We start from the raw sequence: 20996 nt of genomic DNA, 5'->3' as shown, positions 1-20996 counted from the left end.
AGATTCATAAATTCGTGTGCCTGACAGTCTTGTTATTGTTGGATTCACTTGCCCTGGTGAGGGAACGAGCAATTGTACACCCACAAGTCAAATTGAGCACGATGCATCCTGTCAGGCCACGACAATTCTTTTCAACCGCTGGCGCTAATCGATCAATCCATTGGCATCGTAAAACGGCCACGGGCCGGGATAATTACCGATGGCGCACAAATGCGTCGTCATGCCTTGCTGTGGCTGCCAGCGATGCAGCAAAAAACCCGGTGGTTCCAGCACAAAGTTGGCGGGCGCATTTTCGGCCAGATCAAATGCCACCTGATGCGACACGCCTGGCGCGACGCACGCCAGCGTACCGGCAAAACGCGCCTGTACCGAACGATGCAAATGGCCACTGAGCACACGCTCGACCTGCGGATGTTTTTGGATAATTTCCGCCAACGCAGCGGGATTGCGCAGCGGTTGTTGGTCCATGTGTTCGATGCCGCAGATAAACGGCGGATGATGCAGCATCACCAACGTCGGCAACTGCGGTTCGCGCGCCAACTGCTCATCCAACCATTGCAGCTGCGCTTCATCGACATAGCCCCACGGTTTCTGCGGCACACTGGAATCCAGCGCCAGCAGTTGCAACCCATTCACGCGCATCTGCCAGTTCAGCGTCTCGCCGTGTTGCAGATAATGATGTTCTGGAAAAGCGTCGCGTAAAGCTTGGCGATCGTCATGATTGCCCGGCATTAGCAGAAACGGGATGTGCAGACCAGCCAGCGCCTGTTTTAGCGTTTGATACTCTTCCGGCGTACCGAAATCCACCAGATCACCAGTGATCACCACCTTATCCGGGCGCGGCTGCATCGCGTTTAAGGTGGCGATGACACGCAACAGCGCGGCTTGGGTATCGACTTTTTTATACGACAGGCGACCATGCGCCTTGATGTGTAAATCGCTTATTTGCGCGATCAGCGTCATTGCTTCAGACACAACAGAGTTCCTCAGGATGCAGAAAATTGCAGCGCGGCGTCTTGCGCCAGCGTCCAGCTCACCGGTTGCCCGGCATGCCAGGCTTCACGCGCATGGCGATCGACCTGAATCGGCGTTGCTAAGCCAATGTCGATCATCAACCGCTGTGACGCGCCCAAAAAGGTGCTGGCGAGAATAAAGCCCTGGCGCGCATAACGATTATCTTCGGCCAGCAGCACATCTTCCGGGCGGCAGAAACGTTGCGGATTGCCGCGCGCATCCACATCGACGCAGTTAATCGCACCAACAAAATCAGCGACAAATTTCGATGCCGGATGCTGATAGATATTTTGCGGCGTATCGATCTGTACCAAGCGGCCCTGCTCCATCACTGCAATCCGATCACCAAGCGCCATCGCTTCTTGCTGATCGTGCGTCACATACACCGCGGTAATTGCCAGCTTTTTTAGCAGTGAGCCGATTTCCAGACGCAGGCGATCGCGCAGTCGTGCATCCAACGCCGCCAGCGGCTCATCGAACAACAGCACTTTGGGCCGTGCGGCTAGGGCTCGCGCCAGCGCCACACGCTGCTTCTGCCCGCCAGAGAGTTTATCGATGCTGCGCTGCGACAGCGTCGTGAGATCCACCAGCTCCAGCATCTCCTGCACGCGCGCTTCACGTTCGGCACGCGCCACGCCCTGCACTTTCAGTCCGTACGCCACGTTCTCTGCCACATTGAGATTGGGGAACAGCGCGTAATTCTGGAACACCATGCCGACGTTACGTTTTTCAATTGGCAGCGCCGTCACGTTGCGATCGTCGAACCACACTTCGCCGCCGACATCGCAACTTTCCAGCCCGCTGATAATGCGCAACGTGGTGGTTTTGCCGCAGCCGGATGGCCCGAGCAGCACCAGCGTTTCACCGGCATGCACGGTGAGATCCAGCGGTTGCAGCGCCTGATGATGATTAAAATGACGCGAGCAACCGCGCAGCGTCACGGTAACGGCTGAAGGATTCATGCCGCCTCCTTGTTTGAGCGCAAGATCGCGCGGTTGAGCCAGTGATTCACGGCATTGAGCATCAGCAGCAGCGGCAGAATCATCAAAATAAATATCAGCGTGTAGGCGGAACCCACTTCCAGCCGCATTGAGGCGTAGCTGTCAGCAAGGCCAACCGGCAGGGTTTTGGTCAGCGGCGTATGCAGCATCCAGGTGATATTGAATTCACCCACCGACAGCGTGATCACCATAAATGCCCCGGCAAGAATGCCGTTACGGCAGTTCGGCACCACCACGGTAAAGAAGCGCTGCCACATGCTGGCACCCAAGCTGGCCGAGGCTTCTTCGAGGCGCGGCATATCCACCGCCTGCATTACCGCTAAAACCGGGCGCATCAAAAATGGCAAAGTAAACAGCACATGACCAATCAGGATGAACAGCCAGCTATCACGCAGGCCGGAGAATTGGCCGTACAGCAAAATGATGCCGAGCGCAGTCGCCAAACCGGGCAGCGCCACCGGCAACATCAAACACTCTTCGATGCGCGCCGCCCAACGTCCCGGCGCTTTCAGCAAGCCCCACGCGGCTGGCACGCCAATCGCCAGCGTAACTAACAAGCAAAACAGCGCGATCAGCAGCGACAGCCAGAAGGTGTCGGCGTACATCTCCCACACCTGCTCAACCCACTTCAGCGTTAAGCCGCTGCGCAGGCCGATAAAATAGTTGTTGGTGACGCCCGCCAGCATCGACAGCAGCACCGGCACGATCATAAACAGTGCGGTGATGGCCGTGACCAACAGTTGCAGGCTAAACGTACCGCGACGTTTCATGCCGCCTCCTTATACGCCAAACGGCGCGCCAGCATCAGCGCCAGCCAAGCGAATCCGCCCATCACCACCGACAAGGCAGCGGCGGTAGCGAAGTTAGCGTAATTGGTGAACTCGCCATAAATGGTCAGCGGCAATACCGCCAAATCGGTGCCGAGGGTAAATGCAGTACCAAACGCGCCCATACTGGTGGCGAAACACAGCGCGCCGGTTGACAACAACGCCGGTTGCAGGCCGGGCACAATCACGTCCCACGTAATGCGCCACTGGCTAGCACCGAGCGAACGCGCCGCCTCTTCCAGCGAGCGATCAAGTTTTTCACTGGCCGCCACTAATGTGACGATGGCGCGCGGCAGCGAGAAATAGAGATAACCGATAAACAAACCCGCCAGCGAATAGGCCAGCGTCCAACGTTCATGCACCAAACTCATACTGACTTGCGCCAGCAAGCCCTGACGACCGGCCAGCATCACCACTAAAAAACCCACCACCACGCCCGGAAACGCCAGCGGGAAAGTGAGCAGCGCCAGCAAGGTGCCGCGTCCGGTGAAACGTTGACGCGCCAGGAAACAGCCAACAATCGCGGCAATCACTAACGTCACCAGCGTCACCGCCAGTGACAACAACACGGTGTTCAGCAAGCTCACCAGATAATGCGGCTCGGTGATCACCGTCCAGTAACCGCTGTGCTGGGTGCTGCGATCGTCCTGCATCCCGATTTGCAGCAGGCGAGCAAACGGCAACAACCAAAACGCACAGAAGAACAGCAGTGCGGGCAACGTCAGCCATAACCAACGGCTGCCCGGCAAGGCGCGCATCTGGCGGCGCGAGGCCGCCAGCGTGTCAGACATCGACATTAACGAATCTCACTCAGGTATTTGGCCGAGAAGGCTTTCTGTGCATCGGCCATCTGCTGGTAATCAACGGTTTGTGCACGCGCATAATCGCTATCCGGCAGGAAGTATTTCTTGGCATCAGCCGACATCGCCGAAGTACGTACTGGACGCAGGAAGGCATTGGCCCAAATCGCCTGACCTTTATCCGACAGCACATAATCGATGACTTTTTTGCCGTTGGCTTCGTGCGGTGCGTTCTTCACCAGGCTGATGACGTACGGCACGGTTACCGTGCCTTCTTGCGGAATAACGAAAGCAACGTTGGCGTGATCTTTATATTTGGCGCGATAGGCGTTGAAGTCGTAGTCGAGCAAGATTGGGATCTCGCCGGAAATCAGACGCGCATACGCGGTTTGTTTCGGCACGATCGGCTGGTTGGCCTGCAATTTTTTGAACCATTTCAGCGCTGGCGTGAAGTCCTGCATGTTGCCGCCCTTCGCCTGGTTCACCGCCACCGCCGCGACGTAGCCAACAAAGGCGCTGGCCGGATCGAGGTAGCCGACCATGCCTTTATATTCTGGCTTCAACAGATCATCCCAGGATTTAGGTACTGGCGCGCCGCCCAGCGCATCAACGTTAACCATAAAGCCCATGGTGCCGGAGTGCAGCGCCACCCATTTACCGTTAGGATCTTTCATTCCGGCTGGGATTTCGTCCCAATGTGCTGGTTTATAGCTGGTGATGACACCGGCGCTGTCCGCCTGGATGCCAAAACTGACGCCGTAATAAACCACATCTGCCACCGGATTACCCTGCTCCGCCACCATCTGCGCCAGGGCTTGACCGGAGTTTTTATTGTCTTGTGGCACCTGAATGCCGGTGTCTTTGGCAATGGCTTTAAGCTGTGTACCCCAATCTGCCCATTCGGGGGGACAGTTGTAGCAGATCGCCGTATCGGCGGCCTGGGTAAAGGTACTGAACAGCGAACCGGCAGTCAGCGCGAGCGCACCGGTTAAAACTTTTATTTTTTTGTGCAGTTTCATGATGGTTCCCTGGTGTTGGTAAACAAAGAAATGGGTGTTGCGATGCTTTCGCCAATGCGCAGCCGGTGCGCCAGTACGCGGGTGCCGCGGCTGGCTTGTTGTAACAGCATGTCGATAGCGCCCGCGCCGAGCATGTCGGCAGGCTGCGTGACGCTCGCCAGCGACGGCGCCATCTGCTCGCCAATATCAATGCCATCAAAGCCCATTACCGAAAGCTGCTGCGGTACGCGCACACCGGCGCGAGTGGCGGCACCAATCAGGCTGATGGCAAGCAAATCATTGGTGCAGATCACCGCGCTGAGCGGCACATCGCCTTGCAACTGCGACTGCAACAGCGCGAAATCAGATTGGGTATGGCTGTGCATTTCGATGACCGGCAGCGCCTCAAGTCCGGCTTGCTGCATGGCGTCGCAATAGCCTTGATAGCGCAAACGCGCGCGATCCGATTGCAGCATCGGTCCGGCCACCATGCCGATGTAGCGGTGGCCGAGATTGAGCAAATGTTCAGTGGCTTCCTGCATCGCCTGGCGGTTATCAACGCAAATCGCCGGCCAATGGCTTTCCTGTGGCACGTTATGCGTCAACACGAATGGCATGTTGGCTTGATGCAAGGTTTGCAGAATTGCGCTGTTATCGGCGTCGGCAACCGTCAGCACTAAACCGGCCACGCGCTGATTCAGCATATGTTCAACAATGGCCGCTTCACGTTCAGGCTGATAATCGCTGGTTGCTACCAGTAAACCGTAACCAGCCGAGCGCGCCTGACGCTCCATCGCTTGCAGCTGGCGGGCGAAAATCGGATTCAGCAGCGACGGCAGCAACACGCCGAAGGTGGTCGAACTCTGCGTACGCAATTGACGAGCAATATGATTGGGGCGAAAGCCGAGTTGCTCTGACGCGGTTAACACCTTTTGCAAGGTATCCGGTCGCAGCAAATGCGGATCAGAAAATGCGCGCGCCGCCGTGGCGCGTGATACGCCAGCTAACTTCGCCACACTGATTAAATCGGACATGTTCGCCTCGTAAAGTGCTAATGAGATCGATCTCATTGGCGCTTAAAGTAGCGGCGAACTGTGACAGCAACATCGCGGGAAAATGACAAACAGATGACAGCAGCGCGAACTGCTGTCCGGGGGAATTACAGCATCAGGAACGCATAACCTTCGTTTTGCAGCGAGGCCACGGTAGTACCGCTAGAGAGCGTGTGCGTTACGCGGGTATCAATCCAGTCACGTTCGAGTTGATGGAAAGCGACCGACTGATCGCAAATCGTCACTTTGACACCGGCTTTTTTCAGCTCATCAATCAGCTTCAGATTTGGGTTATCGCTGCCGTAGGCTTTGCGGAACTGCTCGTTATTGAGCGCAGCAGGCACGGCATCGCTGTTGATCGACACCACAAACTTCAATTGATCAAGCGGTACGCCCGCCGCGTAATAAAGGTTAGTTACGCGCGCAACACGCTCCAGACCGAGGTTGGCCTGATGAATATCGCCTTCGCTGCGGTTAATCTGGAAGACGATTTTGTTGCTCAAACCCGGCGTGTTGGCGGGGTTGTAATCCGGCACGCTGACGAAATGGATTTTGCCGTAACCGTCGATGGCTGGCGTGCTCCAGAAATCGGCCGGTTCGGTTTTCTTATCTGCAAACTTGTCGCTGACTTTATCCACTAAGTCTGGAAGCTGTAACACATTGCCGCCGACAAAACCTGCCAGTGCAGCGATAACAATATAGGATGCTGGACGCATTTCACTTCTCCTGTGCCTGTGACTTACATCTGTAAGAGTGCATAACCCTGGTTTTCCAGCGTCGACACGGTGGTCGGGCTGGAGAGTGCGTGAATCACTGATTGGTCAATCCACTCTTTGGGGAAGTGATGGAACGCCACTGACTGATCGCACACCGAAACTTTGACGCCCAATTTGTTGAGTGCGCCAATCAGCGCCAGATTGGGATTGTCGGCTTTGTAGAACTGTTGAAAATGCGCGTTATCCAGCATTGCAGGCGTAGCATCGCCGGTCACTGACACCACAAAATGCAGGTCGTCGGCTGGCACGCCAGAAGCGATATACAGATTCACCACGCGCGCCACGCGCTCTAAGCCAAGATTTGGGCGCTTCATATCGCCTTCGCTTTTGGTGATTTGAAACACCACTTTGTTGCTCAGGCCCGCCACCGGTTTAAACGCGGCATCCGGCTCGTAATGAATTTTGCCGTAGCCATCGACGGCGGGCGTGCTCCAGAAGCCATCAGGATCGGTCGGTTCAGCAGAAAAATGGCTGACAACACGCTGATACAGGTCATCACCTTTGCTCACGGTAGCGCCAACAAAGCCACCCACAATCGCAATCAGGGCATAAGAGACAACAGAACGCATAAACACTCTCCGGTATACGCTGCCAATTCACAGTCCGTTTGAATAAAGTGCTTTATCTATACCACAGCGTGCGAGGTGCAAAAGTCCTGTAGTGACGGGCTGTCCGGGCTTTTGCTTGCGGGAAAAATAATTGGATTGGCTAATTAAATAACAGCTTCGATTGATAGGTTGAGCGGAGTGTAAAATACGCTGGCTGTAATTTCTGACGGTTACGCTATTTGGCTTAAGACAATCGTTGCTTATGATGTGACCAATAATAATTACAGTCACCGCGAACGCGGTGTGCGGCACGATTAATATCATTGATGGATAAACGGGGCCAAAACTGCTTAATACCCGGTGCTTTTCAGAGTAAACCTGGAAAAGTTCATGCCAGCTTCAGTAATTTTGAGCAACTTTACGTAACTTTAACTTCAATATGGATTTATCGCCGATTTCTAAGCGGATGACTATTCAATTTTTTGCGGCAATTTTGGCTATTTTTGTAACTGTTTCGTCATTTAATTGTCTGAGCGTGCAACCATTTGCTTGTAGCGTGTCTCTGGCTAAGATAGAGCCGCTGCATAAACGAATAAAAAGTGCAGAACATTTGAACCACTTACCTGTCCAATTTCGGGTGACATTTACAGGATCAAGGCATGTTTAACCGGTTGAAAAAATCAGTACTGGCGGCCCTTATTCCTACGCTGCTGCTAACGCCCGCGTTGAGTGCGCGTGCGGACGTGAGTGACAATTTGCCCGACATGGGCACCACAGCAGGTTCAACGCTGTCGATTAATCAGGAATTGCAGATGGGCGACTTCTACGTGCGCCAACTGCGCGCCAGTGCGCCGCTGATTAACGATCCGCTGTTAAATCAATATATTAACGAGCTGGGCCAGCGTCTAGTGGCGCACGCCAATTCAGTGCGCACGCCGTTCCACTTCTTCCTGATTCAAAATGACGAACTTAACGCTTTCGCCTTCTTCGGCGGCAACGTGGTGCTGCACTCTTCGCTGTTCCGTTACACCGATAATGAAAGCCAATTAGCCTCGGTGATGGCGCACGAAATTTCGCACGTTACTCAGCGCCATTTGGCGCGTGCGATGGAAGAGCAGAAACGTAATGCGCCGCTAACCTGGGTTGGCGCATTGGGGTCAATTCTGCTGGCGATGGCCAGCCCGCAAGCGGGCATGGCGGCATTGACCGGTACGCTGGCAGGCGCGCAGCAAGGCATCATCAGTTTCACCCAAGGCAACGAACAGGAAGCCGATCGCATTGGCCTGCAAGTGTTGCAGCGCGCCGGATTCGATCCGCAAGCGATGCCGACTTTCTTGCAAAAATTAGCCGATCAAAGCCGCTTCTCCTCCAAGCCGCCAGAAATTTTGCTCACGCACCCATTGCCTGATAGTCGTCTGGCCGATGCGCGTAACCGCGCCAATCAGATGCGTCCGGTGGTGGTGCAATCGTCGCAAGATTTCTACATGGCGAAAGTGCGCTCGCTCGGCATGTATGCCACCGGACGCAATCAGCTCACCGATGATTTGCTGAATGAATACGCCAAAGGCAATGTGCGCGAGCAGCAAGCTGCGCAGTACGGTAAAGCGGTGCAATTCCTGCAAGCCAAGAGTTTTGATAGCGCGAAAAAAGCCATTGCGCCGTTACTGGCAAAACAGCCGGATAACGTCTGGTTCCTCGATATCATGACCGACATCGACATCGGGCTGAATCAGCCGCAGCAGGCCATCAGTTTGCTGAGCAGCGCCAAAGACAGCAAAACCAATCCGGTGCTGCAACTGAATTTGGCGAACGCCTACGTTGAGGCGAAACAACCGGCCAATGCCAGCCGCATTCTCAATCGCTACACCTTTGCCCATCCTGATGACATCAACGCCTGGGATTTGCTGGCGCAGGCTTCCGCAGCGCAGGGATTACGTGATGAAGAGCTCTCGGCGCGCGCCGAAGGTTTGGCCCTGAACGGACAGCTCGACCAGGCAATTACCACCTTGAGTAGCGCCAGCGCGCAAGTGCCGCTCGGCAGCCTGAAACAGGCGCGTTACGACGCGCGTATCGATCAGTTCCGCGAATTGCAGAAGCGCTTTAAGGTTTATCAGAAGGGATAAGAAACATGGTCAGCATTTATCACAATCCACGTTGCAGCAAGAGCCGCGAAACGCTGGCGCTGCTTCAGCAAAAAGGCATAGAACCCAATGTGGTTCTTTACCTCGACACGCCGCCAGACGTGCCGACGCTGAAAAAACTGCTTAATCAACTCGGCATGCACAGCGCACGCGAATTGATGCGTCGTAAAGAGGATCTGTACAAAGAGTTGCAACTGGCGGAGGCGGATTTAAGCGAAGATCAGTTGCTGCAAGCAATGGTGGATCATCCGAAGCTCATCGAACGTCCAATTGTGGTGAATGGCGAGCAAGCACGAATTGGCCGCCCGCCGGAAGCAGTGCTGGAGATTGTTTAAAGCCCCAGCGCTTCTTTAACAAACGGAATGGTGAGTTTGCGTTGCGCGGTAATTGATGCGCGATCCAGACGATCCAAGGTATCAAACAGCGTACGCATTTCCCGATCGAGGCGTTTCAACAGGAAGCGCCCAACATCTTCCGGCAACTCAAATCCACGCAAGCCAGCACGCAGCTGCATCGCCTGCAATTTGTCGTCGTCGGATAACGGCTGCAAGCGGTAAATCTGCCCCCAATCGAGGCGTGATGCCAGATCCGGCAAACCCAAATTAAGCTGGCGCGGTGGACGATCGCCGGTAATCAGCAAACGGGTTTTGCCAATTTCCAGAATGCGGTTGTAGAGATCGAAGATCGCCATTTCCCATTCAGGATCGCCCGCGATGCATTCAATATTATCGATGCACACCAGCGCTAGATTCTCCATGCCTTCCAGCACTTCCGGCACAAACCAGGTGCGTTTATCCAGCGGGACATAGCCAACGGCTTCACCGCGCGCCGACAGTTCTGCACACGCCGCGTGCAGCAAATGGCTGCGGCCGCCGCCTTCGCGTGACCAGAAATAGAGATAGCTGCCGTGTTGCTGTGAAAGTGCGCCTTGCAGCGCCGCCAGCAGAGACGGATTTTCCCCCGGCCAGAAACTGGCAAAGGTTTCATCATCGGGTAAATAGAGTGGCAATGAGAGCTGTGCCGGCGTGTTCAGAAGTACCTCAACGGATGAGCGGGCAGAAAACCGCGCAAGTTTATCACGATCTTTGCTGGAGATGAACCGGGCTTCCCTGCCCGGCTGAACGCGTTAAACGTCGCGTTTCTCTTGCGCATCCAGCACCACTTCTTCTGGACGCAATACGTTGATTAAACGGAAGATCAATGCCAGGCACACGCCAACAATGGTTGCCAGCGCCATGCCTTTCAATTCCGCCGCGCCGATGTGCACTTTCGCGCCGCTGACGCCAATGATCAGTATCACTGAGGTGAGGATCAGATTCTGCGCTTTGTTGTAATCCACTTTGGATTCAATCAGCACACGAATACCCGAAGCGCCGATGACGCCGTACAGCAGCAGCGATACGCCGCCCATCACCGGTACAGGAATCGCCTGAATCGCCGCCGCCAGTTTGCCAACACATGAGAGCAGAATGGCAAAGATCGCTGCGCCGCCAATCACCCAGGTGCTGTATACGCGGGTAATCGCCATTACGCCGATGTTTTCGCCGTAAGTGGTGTTCGGCGTCGAACCGAAGAAACCGGAGATCATGGTCGATAAACCGTTGGCAAACATCGAGCGATGCAGGCCAGGATCACGAATCAAATCTTTCTTCACGATATTCGCCGTTACCACCAAGTGGCCGACGTGCTCCGCAATGACCACCAATGCCGCAGGCAGAATGGTCAACATCGCCACCCATTCGAAACGCGGAGTATAGAAGGTTGGCAGCGCAAACCACGGTGCGTTTTCCACGGTGCTCCAGTCAACAATCCCCATCACGGAAGAGAGCGCGTAACCGACCAGCACGCCAATCAAAATCGGGATAATGGCAAGGAAGCCACGGAACAGTACCGAGCCAAATACGGTAACCGCCAGCGTCACCATTGATATGATTACGGTTTTGCTATCAGGTGAGGTGCCATCAGCCGGCAACAGGCCAGCCATATTCGCCGCCACACCGGCCAGTTCCAGACCGATGACCGCCACAATTGCGCCCATCGCCGCAGGCGGGAACATCACGTCGAGCCAACCGGTACCGGCTTTCTTAACGATCAGCGCCACGATGCAGAACAGCAAACCACACAGAATAAAACCGCCCAGCGCCACTTCGTATCCCAGCGGCAGCAGCAGTAAAACCGGTGAAATAAAGGCAAAGCTCGAACCGAGATAAGCGGGGATTTTGCCTTTACAGATGAACAGATAGAGCAACGTACCAACGCCGTTGAACAGCAACACCGTGGCCGGGTTGATGTGGAACAGAATCGGCACCAGCACCGTTGCGCCAAACATAGCAAACAGATGTTGCAGGCTGAGTGGAATGGTTTGCAATAACGGTGGGCGTTCGCTAACGCCTATCGCACGACGAGTCATTATTTCTTTATCCCCTTGAGTCTTGATGTTTTTTTGCCAAAAAAAAGCCGACTCTCTGGCCGGCTGGTTTCTTTATTTGGTTCCGAAAATCTTATCCCCGGCATCGCCGAGTCCTGGAATGATGTAGCCCTTCTCGTTCAATCCCTGATCGATTGACGCGGTGTACAGCTCAACATCCGGATGCGCTTTCTCCAGCGCGGCAATGCCTTCTGGTGCGGCCACCAATACCAGCACTTTAATACTGGTGCAGCCGGCTTTCTTCAGCAGATCGATAGTGGCGATCATCGAACCGCCGGTTGCCAGCATTGGATCAACCACCAGCGCCAGGCGCTCTTCGATGTTCGACACCAGCTTCTGGAAATACGGCACTGGCTCCAATGTCTCTTCATCACGGTACACGCCTACCACGCTGATACGCGCGCTCGGTACGTGCTCCAACACACCTTCCATCATGCCGAGGCCGGCACGCAGGATTGGCACCACGGTGATTTTTTTACCTTTGATTTGATCGATTTCTACCGGACCGTTCCAGCCTTCGATCGTCACACGTTCGGTTTCCAGATCGGCGGTGGCTTCATAGGTCAGCAAGCTGCCCACTTCCGAGGCCAGCTCGCGGAAACGCTTGGTGCTGATATCATGCTCACGCATCAGGCCCAGTTTATGTTTGACCAGCGGGTGTTTGACTTCCACGATCTTCATGATTGTTCTCCCGGAATTGAGTTGAGCTAAAAAAAAATCGCCGGATTATACCGCCTTTTCGTCGCCGCGCCACATGTCATCGGTCAAAGGCCCGATGGATTATGCGTAGAATAAGGATTGGCGAAAATTCAGTGCCGTGCAAAGGCAGCGTGAGATGGGACTCGCAAACGTTTGCCTGCGCTGTTAGAATTGCGGCGCTTAATTTTTGCCACCAACCGCAATCGCGTGGGGATTCCGCAGTGACCGACAAAACCTCTCTCAGCTACAAAGACGCCGGTGTTGATATCGATGCTGGTAACGATCTGGTTGACCGTATTAAAGGCGTAGTGAAAAAAACCCGCCGCCCGGAAGTGATGGGTGGACTGGGCGGCTTTGGCGCGCTGTGTGCGCTGCCGCAGAAATACCGCGAGCCTGTGCTGGTCTCCGGAACCGATGGCGTCGGCACCAAGCTGCGTCTGGCGATGGATCTCAAACGCCACGATAGTATCGGCATCGATTTAGTGGCGATGTGCGTGAACGACCTGATCGTCCAAGGCGCTGAACCGCTGTTCTTCCTCGATTACTACGCGACCGGCAAACTGGATGTGGATACCGCATCGTCAGTGATCACCGGCATCGCCGAAGGTTGCTTGCAGTCGGGTTGTGCGCTGGTCGGCGGTGAAACCGCAGAGATGCCAGGCATGTACCACGGCGAAGATTATGACGTGGCCGGTTTCTGCGTTGGCGTGGTGGAAAAATCAGAGATCATTGACGGTTCGAAAGTGCAGGACGGCGACGTGCTGATTGCGCTGGGTTCCAGCGGCCCGCACTCGAACGGTTATTCTCTGGTGCGTAAGATTCTGGAAGTTAGCCAGACCGATCCTGCGACCAAACAGCTGGATGGCAAATCTCTTGCCGATCACCTGCTGGCACCAACCCGCATCTATGTGAAAAACATCCTTAGCCTGATTGAACAGGTTGATGTGCATGCGATTTCACATCTGACCGGCGGCGGTTTCTGGGAAAACATTCCACGCGTGCTGCCAGATAACACCCAAGCGGTGCTGGAAGAGAGCAGCTGGCAGTGGCCTTCCGTGTTCAGCTGGTTGCAGCAAGCAGGCAACGTCAGCCGTCACGAAATGTATCGCACCTTTAACTGCGGCGTGGGCATGGTGATTGCGCTGAGCCCAGCAGAAGCCGATAAAGCGGTACAGTTGATGACTGATGCAGGCGAAAAAGCCTGGAAAATCGGTGTGATTAAAGCGTCTGATTCCGAAGAGCGTGTGGTCATCAATCCATGAAAAAACTGGTTGTACTGATCTCCGGCAACGGAAGCAATCTTCAGTCCATCCTCGACGCCTGCGCAAGCGGGCGTATCAACGGCAGCGTCGCTGCCGTTTTCAGTAATAAAGCCAGCGCTTATGGATTGACGCGGGCGCAAGAAGCCAATATCCCGCAACATGCGTTAGCTGCCAGTGATTTCGCTGATCGTGATGATTTTGATCGCCAACTGATGCAAGAGATCGATACCTATGCGCCGGATTTGGTGGTGTTGGCCGGTTATATGCGCATTCTGAGCAGCGCGTTTGTCGCGCATTACCACGATCGTCTGGTGAATATCCATCCTTCGCTACTGCCGAAATATCCGGGTTTACATACCCATCGTCAGGCGCTGGAAAACGGCGACGAAGAGCATGGCACCTCAGTGCATTTTGTTACCGACGAACTGGATGGCGGACCGATCATTTTGCAGGCGCGCGTGCCGGTGTTTGCTGGCGACAGCGAAGACGAGATCAGCGCGCGCGTGCAGCATCAGGAACACGCGATTTATCCGCTGGTGATCAGTTGGTTTGTCGATGGGCGTTTGCAGATGCGTGATGGAAAAGCCTGGTTGGACGGGCAGCAACTGCCGTCTGAAGGTTACGCGCACGATTAATGATATGCACATTCCGTAGCGGCGCGATTTATCGCGCATTTTTAACGCGATGAAAAGGTCAAAAGAGCGCGATAAATCGCACCGCTACGCATCGCAGATCCATTAACCAAACCGTCCGGTAATATAATCCTCCGTGCGCCGCGCTTTTGGCGAGGTGAAAATCCGATCGGTTTCATCAAACTCCACCAGCTGACCGTTATGCATAAACGCAGTGTAATCTGACACGCGCGCAGCTTGCTGCATGTTGTGCGTCACCAGCACCAGAGTGAAATGCTGCTTGAGCGTGGTCATCAACTCTTCGATCACCAGCGTTGAAATCGGATCGAGCGCCGACGTCGGTTCATCCAGCAACAACACTTCTGGTTCGATGGCAATGGCGCGCGCAATGACCAAACGCTGCTGCTGACCGGTGGAAAGCGTTAGCGCGTTCTGCCCCAACTGATCTTTCACTTCGCTCCATAACGCCGCCGCACGCAGCGCGCGTTCACAGGCTTCATTAAGCACGCGACGATCGCGCACGCCCTGCAAGCGCAAGCCATATACCACGTTTTCGTAGATCGATTTCGGGAACGGATTCGGCCGCTGGAACACCATGCCAATGCGCCGACGCAGCGCCGGAAGATCCTGATTTGCCTGCATCACCGCGTAGTGATCGAGCATGATTTGGCCTTCAATGCGGCAGCGATCAATCACATCATTCATACGATTAAAGCAGCGCAACAGCGTCGATTTGCCACAGCCGGACGGCCCAATCAACGCGGTGATGCGATTTTTCGGGATCTGCAAATCAATATTATTTAGCGCCTGGCGTTCGCCGTACCACAGCGACAGCTGATTCACGGTAAGCGCGATGTCGTAATCGGGCGTCATCAAAAAACCTTTTTAGTGCGTCATAAGCCGGTAACGCTCACGCAGCCGATGGCGCAGCGCCATCGCCAGCAGATTGAGCGACAGGATGATCGCCACCAGCAGCAAGGCAGTGGCGTAAACCAACGGGCGATCAGCATCGATGTTGGGGCTTTGGAAAGCCAAATCGTAGATCTGAAAACCGAGGTGCATGAATTTACGATCGAGATGCAGATATGGGAACACCGCATCCACCGGCAGTTCCGGCACCATTTTCACCACGCCCACCAGCATCAGCGGCGCGGTTTCACCAGCAGCACGCGCTACCGCCAGAATCAATCCCGTGAGCATGGCAGGCACCGCCAGCGGCAACACCACGCGCCACAGCGTTTCCGCCTGCGTTGCGCCCAGCGCCAGCGATCCCTGCCGCAGATTATCGGGAATACGTGACAATCCTTCTTCGGTGGCGACAATCACCACCGGCAAGGTCAGCAATGCCAGCGTCAGCGCTGCCCATAGTAAACCCGGCGTGCCAAAGGTGGGATTGGGCAAGGCGCTGGAGAAGAACAATTGGTCGATGGTGCCGCCAATCAGCCAGACAAAGAAACCCAGACCAAATACGCCATACACAATCGATGGCACACCCGCGAGGTTAACCACCGCGATGCGCACCAGCCGCGTGAGCGCATTGCGCCCGGCATATTCATGCAGCCACACGGCGGCGATCACGCCGAGCGGCATAACGATAATCGACATCAGCAGCACCATCAGCACGGTACCAAAAATCGCCGGGAACGCCCCACTTTCGCCGCCGCCTGACGTCGGTGAATCGCTGACAAATTGCCAAAGCTGACTAAAGAAGTGTTGGATTTTGTCGCCCACGGTCATGGCATTCGGATACCAGGCATCAACAACCTGCGCCAGCGGAATACTGTGATCGACGCCCTGCACATCACGCAGTACCAAGGTGTCACGCTGACTTTCGCGTTGTAAGTGGGTAAGTTGCTGCGCCAACGCATTAAAGCGGCGCTGCAATGCGCTGCGATTGGCGGCAAACTCGGATTGTACTTCGAGGCTAAATGTCCCTTTGCGCTGTTGCTTATCGGCTTTCTGTTGCAGATCTTCCAGCTGCGCATTGAGGCGCGCCATCTCAATACGGCGGATTTTGCTCGCCTGGCGCAGAAGCTCATGCACCTGCTGCAAGCGCTGATCCAGCAACGCATTGCGATTGCGCGCGGTCATCACTTCATTATCCTGACGCAATTCCACCAGCCAGCCGTAGGCATTGCCGCCATTGCGCCGCTGTAAAACCAACGCATCCACCGGACGACGCGTTTTCGCCGCGTTCTGGCTGTACAGCACGCGGAAATCTGGCGCAGCAAAGTCACGGTTGCCGGTTTTCACCACGTAGCGCCAATGTGCGCCCTGCTGTTGCCGTTGCAGCGTTTCACCCAGCACCATCACTGCGCTGCCTTCTGGCGGCTGGAATTGATATTGATCGACCGGTTGCGGCCAGAAGGCGCGCACGCCTTGCCATCCCAGTAAACCAATCAGCAAAGTAAATGCCAGCAAACACACCGCAACCGCACCGGCGGTGAGCCAGCGCCAGCGATCGTTTTGTTGCATCGCACTCATCCCTGGCCCTCATGCTGGCTGTAACGTTGGCGCAAGCGCTGGCGGATTAATTCGGCAATGGTATTGATCACTAAGGTAAAGATCAGCAGCAGCAATGCGCTAAGGAATAAAATGCGGTAATGCGCGCTGCCCGCTGCCGCTTCCGGCATCTCAATGGCAATATTGGCCGACAGCGCACGCAAACCGGCAAACAAACCGCCTTCACTGACCGGCGTATTACCGGTCGCCATCAGCACGATCATGGTTTCACCGACCGCGCGGCCAAAACCAATCATCAAGGCGGCGAAAATACCCGCTGACGCACCCGGCAGCACCACGCGCGTTAAGGTTTGCCACGGCGTTGCGCCTAGCGCCAGCGAACCTTGTCCCAGCGCGCCCGGCACGCTGAACAACGCATCTTCCGATAAGGTGAAAATCAGTGGCACCAGCGCGAATCCCATCGCCAGCGCCGCCACTAATAAATTGCGCTGTTCGTAATGTGCCAGGCGCGCGCCAATGTCCGGCCACAGCAAAGTTGGCAACCACAGCGTTAACAGTGTCACTACCAGCAACACCGGTAGTAGCAGGATCACTTCAAAACCGGGACGTCGCCAACGCGCCGGAAGACGCGGGCTGAGCACGCCGCACAGCAACAACGTGGCGGCCAGTACCGGCGGCAACAGCAACACGCCAACCAGCGAGGTGCTGATATGCGGTGCCAGCCACACACCCGCAATCAAACCAATCACCACACTGGGCAACGCGCCCATCATTTCAATGCCGGGTTTCACCCAACGACGTAAACCCGGCGACATAAACCACGCGGTATACATAGCAGCAGCTAAGGCCAGCGGCGTAGCAAACAGCAGCGCCAGGCTTGCAGCTTTCAGCGTGCCGAGCACCAACGGCATCAAACTAAATTTGGCTTGATAGCTATCGCCTGCGGCGGTGGATTGCCACACCCAATCTTCATGCGGATAGTTTTCGTACCAGATTTTCTGCCACAGATTGCGCCAGGTGAAATCCGGCCACGGATTATCCAGCGCGAACTGTTGCCAAACACCTGCGCGCTCAACAATCAGCGCATCACCGCGCGGCGAGAAGGCCAGCGCCTGAATGCCCGACGCCAATTGACGGGTTAAAATCGGCCCCGGCTGCTTGCTGGCGAATAATTGCACCTTGCCCTGTGCATCCCAGGTAGCAAACACGCGACGTTGCGGCTCAGTTGTGATGCCGGAAACATCCTTACTGCCGCTAAACGTATGAATCTTTTGCAGTCGCGGCCCTGTGTCACTGGCGATGGCAAACCATTGATGAACGCCATTGGCGTCCTGAACCAACAACGTGCGACCGCCCGCCAGCATATGCAGACTTTGCGCCGGTAAATCGAGGGTTTGCGTCTCGCGCAATTGCGCGCCTTGTGGCGTAATCTGCCAAACGCGCAGTAAGCGCCCGCTGCTGGTGTAAAGCAAGGTTCCATCGGGTGACAGCAATAAATGATCGGCCTGCTGCTGCGGCAGCAGAATCTGATTAACCTGCTGCTGATTTTGCAGCGTCAGCACGCTGATGCCCGCCGCCGTTTGTGCCGCAACCAACCATTGCGTGTCATTTAGCGACGCCAGCGCCATAGCGGTTACCGCGCCTTGCGGCAAACGCAGTGGGCGATCGCCCAGCGGAAAACGCCATTCGCCGCTGCCGTGATGGATAACCGGTTGCATTAACAGCAGTTCGCCCTGCATATTGAGCAGCACGCTGCGGTTATCACTGCTAATTGTTGCCGCATCAGGTTGGCCATTAAGCGCTAATGCCGGCGCGGCGGGTTGACCATCGAGTGGGATAAAACGCGCTTCATGGCGACTGATGCGCCAGCCAAGCTGGCCGTCGCTGCCCATCGCCAGCATTGGGGCTTTGTCCCACAGTTGTTGCGTGGTGGAGGCGTGCATGCCGGGCGCGCTGAACAGCGGTAAAACCACCCAGATCAACCAGAAGAACAGCAGCAACATCAGCAGTAAAATTCCCACGCCACAGGCGGTGACCATGCGGCGCACGAACGTATCGGTGGCGCGTCGGCGACGATCGCTAAAGTGGACGGGAATACGGTTTATGCTCATGCAGGCCAGGTAAGAGGTGAAAATAAGTCGCTATGTTGCCCGTAGCTGATTGATAAGACAACCTTTGGCGTTGGACAAGCTTGCCATACTCTCGCCATAATGATGACGGACACTGAACGGTAACGCATTTTTGCGAATTTTCCGTCGGACGTTCCGTCCAGTAACAGCATCACGGAGTCAGAATGGGTCAGGATAAGCTGTACATCGAAAAAGAATTAAGCTGGTTAAGCTTCAATGAACGCGTGTTACAGGAAGCATCGGACAAAAGTAATCCGCTGATTGAGCGCATGCGCTTCCTCGGAATCTATTCCAACAACCTTGAAGAGTTCTACAAAGTTCGTTTTGCCGATTTAAAACGGCGCATTTTGATCAGTGAGGAGCAAGGGAAGCCGACTTCACTGCGTCATTTATTAAAGAAAATTCAACTGCGCGTACAGAAATCCGATCAGGAATTTGATGCGCTGTATAACGATTTGCTGTTGGAAATGGCGCGTAATCAGATCTTCCTGATCAACGAACGCCAACTCTCCCCGAATCAGCAAGATTGGCTGCGCTATTACTTCAAACATCAATTACGCCAGCACGTTACGCCGATTCTGATCAATCACGACACCGATTTGATCGAGTTCCTCAAAGACGATTACACCTATCTGGCGGTGGAAATCATTCGCGGCGACGATATTCGTTACGCGCTGCTGGAGATCCCGTCCGACAAAGTGCCGCGCTTCATCAACTTGCCAGCGGAATCGCCGCGTCGTCGCAAGCCAATGATTCTGCTCGATAACATCCTGCGTTATTGCCTTGATGATATTTTTAAAGGCTTCTTCGATTACGACGCGCTGAATGCTTACTCGATGAAGATGACGCGTGATGCCGAATACGACTTAGTCACGGAGATGGAATCGAGCCTGCTGGAGCTGATGTCATCCAGCCTCAAACAGCGTCTGAACGCCGAACCGGTGCGCTTTGTTTATCAGCGCGATATGCCGGATGCAATGGTGGAAATGCTGCGTCATAAGCTGTCGATCGACAACTACGACTCGATTGTGCCGGGCGGCCGCTATCATAACTTCAAAGACTTTATCGGCTTCCCGAACGTCGGTAAAAGCAATCTGGAAAACCGTCCGCTACCGCAGATTCGCCACATTGGCTTTGACGGCTTCCGCAACGGTTTCGATGCTATCCGCAACCGCGATGTGCTGCTCTACTATCCGTATCACACCTTTGAGCATGTGCTGGAATTGCTGCGTCAGGCGTCGTTCGACCCGAACGTGCTGGCCATCAAGATCAACATTTACCGCGTGGCAAAAAACTCGCGCATCATGGATGCGATGATTCATGCCGCCTATAACGGCAAGAAAGTTACCGTGGTGGTGGAGTTGCAGGCACGCTTCGATGAAGAAGCCAACATTCGCTGGGCGAAACGCCTGACCGAAGCCGGCGTGCATGTGATTTTCTCCGCGCCGGGTCTGAAAATTCACGCCAAACTGTTCCTGATTTCCCGTCTTGAAGGCGAAGAAATCGTGCGCTATGCGCATATCGGCACCGGAAACTTCAACGAAAAAACCGCGCGCATTTATACTGACTATTCATTGCTGACCGCCGATGCGCGCATCACCAATGAAGTGCGTCGCGTGTTCAACTTCATTGAAAATCCGTATCGTCCAGTGACCTTCGAGCATCTGCTGGTTTCGCCACAGAACTCGCGTGATGTGCTGTACAAGCTGATTGATGCGGAGATCGCCAATCAGCAGCAAGGTAAGCCGTCCGGTATTACGCTGAAGATTAACAACCTGGTCGATAATGGCTTGGTTGATCGTCTGTATGCGGCTTCATCTGCGGGCGTGAAAATAAATCTGCTGGTACGCGGCATGTGTTCTCTGATCCCTGATTTGCCGGGCATCAGCGAAAATATTCGCATCACCAGCATCGTTGACCGTTATCTTGAGCACGACCGCGTCTATATTTTTGAGAACGGCGGCGAGAAGAAGGTGTTCCTCTCTTCTGCGGACTGGATGACACGTAACATCGACCATCGAATTGAAGTTGCCGTGGCGATCCTCGATCCAGGCGTGAAGCAGCGCATTCTGGACATTATCGCCATTCTGTTGAGTGATACGGTGAAAGCCCGCATCGTCGATAAAGAGCTGAGTAACCGTTATGTTCCGCGCGGCAACCGTAAAAAAGTGCGTTCGCAGCTGGCCATTTACGACTACATCAAGAAACTGGAACAACCCGAATAAC

Annotated in this window: 19 protein-coding genes; 5 read left to right on the top strand and 14 right to left on the bottom strand. The window is 54.9% G+C overall.

All coding sequences use genetic code 11. The features are described 5' to 3' along the window. Nucleotides 1–144 precede the first annotated feature (144 nt). The 8 genes from ABDW13_RS10280 to ABDW13_RS10245 all read right to left on the bottom strand — a co-directional run bounded on the left by ABDW13_RS10280 (nt 145) and on the right by ABDW13_RS10245 (nt 7037). A complete protein-coding gene (locus ABDW13_RS10280; RefSeq protein ID WP_343552462.1) occupies nt 145–975 on the bottom strand; it encodes a phosphodiesterase in 831 nt (276 codons plus the stop codon). An 11-nt stretch (nt 976–986) separates the two neighbouring features. After that, on the bottom strand, nt 987–1976 hold the full coding sequence (locus ABDW13_RS10275) for an ABC transporter ATP-binding protein (protein WP_343552461.1): 990 nt from the start codon (nt 1974–1976) through the stop codon (nt 987–989). Further along, nucleotides 1973–2785 carry an ABC transporter permease subunit gene (locus ABDW13_RS10270; RefSeq protein ID WP_343552460.1) on the bottom strand — a complete coding sequence of 271 codons (813 nt, stop codon included), beginning with the start codon at nt 2783–2785 and terminating at the stop codon, nt 1973–1975. The genes ABDW13_RS10275 and ABDW13_RS10270 overlap by 4 nt, the downstream gene beginning before the upstream one ends. Then, a complete protein-coding gene (locus ABDW13_RS10265) occupies nt 2782–3639 on the bottom strand; it encodes an ABC transporter permease (protein ID WP_343552459.1) in 858 nt (285 codons plus the stop codon). The genes ABDW13_RS10270 and ABDW13_RS10265 overlap by 4 nt, the downstream gene beginning before the upstream one ends. Beyond that, entirely contained in the window at nt 3639–4661 is a 1023-nt protein-coding gene (locus tag ABDW13_RS10260; RefSeq protein ID WP_343552458.1) for an ABC transporter substrate-binding protein, read from the bottom strand. The genes ABDW13_RS10265 and ABDW13_RS10260 overlap by 1 nt, the downstream gene beginning before the upstream one ends. After that, nucleotides 4658–5674, bottom strand: coding sequence for a substrate-binding domain-containing protein (locus tag ABDW13_RS10255; protein ID WP_343552457.1), 1017 nt, complete (start codon nt 5672–5674; stop codon nt 4658–4660). Before ABDW13_RS10255 ends, ABDW13_RS10260 begins: the two co-directional genes overlap by 4 nt. Before the next feature lie 125 nt (nt 5675–5799). After that, nucleotides 5800–6408 (bottom strand): DsrE family protein, encoded by a 609-nt coding sequence (locus tag ABDW13_RS10250; RefSeq protein ID WP_343552456.1) that lies wholly within the window; start codon nt 6406–6408, stop codon nt 5800–5802. A 23-nt stretch (nt 6409–6431) separates the two neighbouring features. Further along, nucleotides 6432–7037 (bottom strand): DsrE family protein, encoded by a 606-nt coding sequence (locus ABDW13_RS10245; protein ID WP_343552455.1) that lies wholly within the window; start codon nt 7035–7037, stop codon nt 6432–6434. 638 nt (nt 7038–7675) lie between these two features. Between ABDW13_RS10245 and ABDW13_RS10240 the strand changes: the two genes are divergently transcribed. Then, nucleotides 7676–9139: a M48 family metallopeptidase gene (locus tag ABDW13_RS10240; RefSeq protein ID WP_343552454.1), complete on the top strand. Its 1464-nt coding sequence runs from the start codon at nt 7676–7678 to the stop codon at nt 9137–9139. Continuing rightward, on the top strand, nt 9136–9492 hold the full coding sequence (gene arsC / locus ABDW13_RS10235; RefSeq protein ID WP_343552514.1) for an arsenate reductase (glutaredoxin): 357 nt from the start codon (nt 9136–9138) through the stop codon (nt 9490–9492). The genes ABDW13_RS10240 and arsC overlap by 4 nt, the downstream gene beginning before the upstream one ends. Here the strand turns inward: arsC and hda are convergent. The 3 genes from hda to upp all read right to left on the bottom strand — a co-directional run bounded on the left by hda (nt 9489) and on the right by upp (nt 12266). After that, on the bottom strand, nt 9489–10190 hold the full coding sequence (gene hda, locus ABDW13_RS10230; RefSeq protein ID WP_343552513.1) for a DnaA inactivator Hda: 702 nt from the start codon (nt 10188–10190) through the stop codon (nt 9489–9491). The genes arsC and hda overlap by 4 nt on opposite strands. A 93-nt stretch (nt 10191–10283) precedes the next feature. Next, entirely contained in the window at nt 10284–11567 is a 1284-nt protein-coding gene (gene uraA / locus ABDW13_RS10225) for a uracil permease (protein WP_343552453.1), read from the bottom strand. Between the two features lie 72 nt (nt 11568–11639). Continuing rightward, the gene (gene upp, locus ABDW13_RS10220; protein WP_008108331.1) at nt 11640–12266 is read right to left on the bottom strand and encodes a uracil phosphoribosyltransferase; all 627 of its coding nucleotides are present in this window, start codon (nt 12264–12266) and stop codon (nt 11640–11642) included. Between the two features lie 239 nt (nt 12267–12505). Here upp and purM point away from each other — a divergent pair, with 239 nt between their 5' ends. Both purM and purN read left to right on the top strand, forming a co-directional pair. Then, a complete protein-coding gene (gene purM / locus ABDW13_RS10215; RefSeq protein WP_008108330.1) occupies nt 12506–13546 on the top strand; it encodes a phosphoribosylformylglycinamidine cyclo-ligase in 1041 nt (346 codons plus the stop codon). Continuing rightward, nucleotides 13543–14181, top strand: a complete 639-nt coding sequence (purN, locus tag ABDW13_RS10210) for a phosphoribosylglycinamide formyltransferase (protein ID WP_343552452.1) — start codon at nt 13543–13545, stop codon at nt 14179–14181. Before purM ends, purN begins: the two co-directional genes overlap by 4 nt. A 102-nt stretch (nt 14182–14283) precedes the next feature. Here the strand turns inward: purN and pstB are convergent, their stop codons facing one another. From pstB to ABDW13_RS10195, 3 genes are read right to left on the bottom strand one after another with little or no spacing between them, the layout of a single operon-like run. Continuing rightward, nucleotides 14284–15051 (bottom strand): phosphate ABC transporter ATP-binding protein PstB, encoded by a 768-nt coding sequence (gene pstB / locus ABDW13_RS10205; RefSeq protein ID WP_343552451.1) that lies wholly within the window; start codon nt 15049–15051, stop codon nt 14284–14286. Between the two features lie 12 nt (nt 15052–15063). After that, complete coding sequence (gene pstA, locus ABDW13_RS10200) at nt 15064–16662, bottom strand: phosphate ABC transporter permease PstA (RefSeq protein ID WP_343552450.1); 1599 nt, start codon at nt 16660–16662, stop codon at nt 15064–15066. Beyond that, nucleotides 16659–18752: an ABC transporter permease subunit gene (locus ABDW13_RS10195; protein WP_343552449.1), complete on the bottom strand. Its 2094-nt coding sequence runs from the start codon at nt 18750–18752 to the stop codon at nt 16659–16661. The genes pstA and ABDW13_RS10195 overlap by 4 nt, the downstream gene beginning before the upstream one ends. A 182-nt stretch (nt 18753–18934) precedes the next feature. On the opposite strand from ABDW13_RS10195, the gene ppk1 reads away from it, so the two are divergent. Then, the gene (gene ppk1 / locus ABDW13_RS10190) at nt 18935–20995 is read left to right on the top strand and encodes a polyphosphate kinase 1 (RefSeq protein WP_343552448.1); all 2061 of its coding nucleotides are present in this window, start codon (nt 18935–18937) and stop codon (nt 20993–20995) included. Nucleotide 20996: the final 1 nt, after the last annotated feature.

This window comes from Pantoea sp. (genome assembly GCF_039594315.1).
In the GTDB taxonomy this organism is placed as follows: Bacteria; Pseudomonadota; Gammaproteobacteria; order Enterobacterales; family Enterobacteriaceae; genus Pantoea.
This window is presented reverse-complemented; position numbering and strand designations above follow the sequence as displayed.

Excerpts from the sequence above, each read along its gene's own strand:
- uraA (WP_343552453.1), bottom strand. The coding sequence starts at position 11,567 with ATGACTCGTCGTGCGATAGGCGTTAGCGAACGCCCACCGTTATTGCAA.
- purN (WP_343552452.1), top strand. The coding sequence starts at position 13,543 with ATGAAAAAACTGGTTGTACTGATCTCCGGCAACGGAAGCAATCTTCAG.
- pstA (WP_343552450.1), bottom strand. The coding sequence starts at position 16,662 with ATGAGTGCGATGCAACAAAACGATCGCTGGCGCTGGCTCACCGCCGGT.
- ABDW13_RS10240 (WP_343552454.1), top strand. The coding sequence starts at position 7,676 with ATGTTTAACCGGTTGAAAAAATCAGTACTGGCGGCCCTTATTCCTACG.
- ABDW13_RS10255 (WP_343552457.1), bottom strand. The coding sequence starts at position 5,674 with ATGTCCGATTTAATCAGTGTGGCGAAGTTAGCTGGCGTATCACGCGCC.
- ABDW13_RS10265 (WP_343552459.1), bottom strand. The coding sequence starts at position 3,639 with ATGTCGATGTCTGACACGCTGGCGGCCTCGCGCCGCCAGATGCGCGCC.
- upp (WP_008108331.1), bottom strand. The coding sequence starts at position 12,266 with ATGAAGATCGTGGAAGTCAAACACCCGCTGGTCAAACATAAACTGGGC.
- ppk1 (WP_343552448.1), top strand. The coding sequence starts at position 18,935 with ATGGGTCAGGATAAGCTGTACATCGAAAAAGAATTAAGCTGGTTAAGC.
- ABDW13_RS10250 (WP_343552456.1), bottom strand. The coding sequence starts at position 6,408 with ATGCGTCCAGCATCCTATATTGTTATCGCTGCACTGGCAGGTTTTGTC.
- ABDW13_RS10245 (WP_343552455.1), bottom strand. The coding sequence starts at position 7,037 with ATGCGTTCTGTTGTCTCTTATGCCCTGATTGCGATTGTGGGTGGCTTT.
- ABDW13_RS10275 (WP_343552461.1), bottom strand. The coding sequence starts at position 1,976 with ATGAATCCTTCAGCCGTTACCGTGACGCTGCGCGGTTGCTCGCGTCAT.
- pstB (WP_343552451.1), bottom strand. The coding sequence starts at position 15,051 with ATGACGCCCGATTACGACATCGCGCTTACCGTGAATCAGCTGTCGCTG.
- ABDW13_RS10270 (WP_343552460.1), bottom strand. The coding sequence starts at position 2,785 with ATGAAACGTCGCGGTACGTTTAGCCTGCAACTGTTGGTCACGGCCATC.
- ABDW13_RS10195 (WP_343552449.1), bottom strand. The coding sequence starts at position 18,752 with ATGAGCATAAACCGTATTCCCGTCCACTTTAGCGATCGTCGCCGACGC.
- ABDW13_RS10260 (WP_343552458.1), bottom strand. The coding sequence starts at position 4,661 with ATGAAACTGCACAAAAAAATAAAAGTTTTAACCGGTGCGCTCGCGCTG.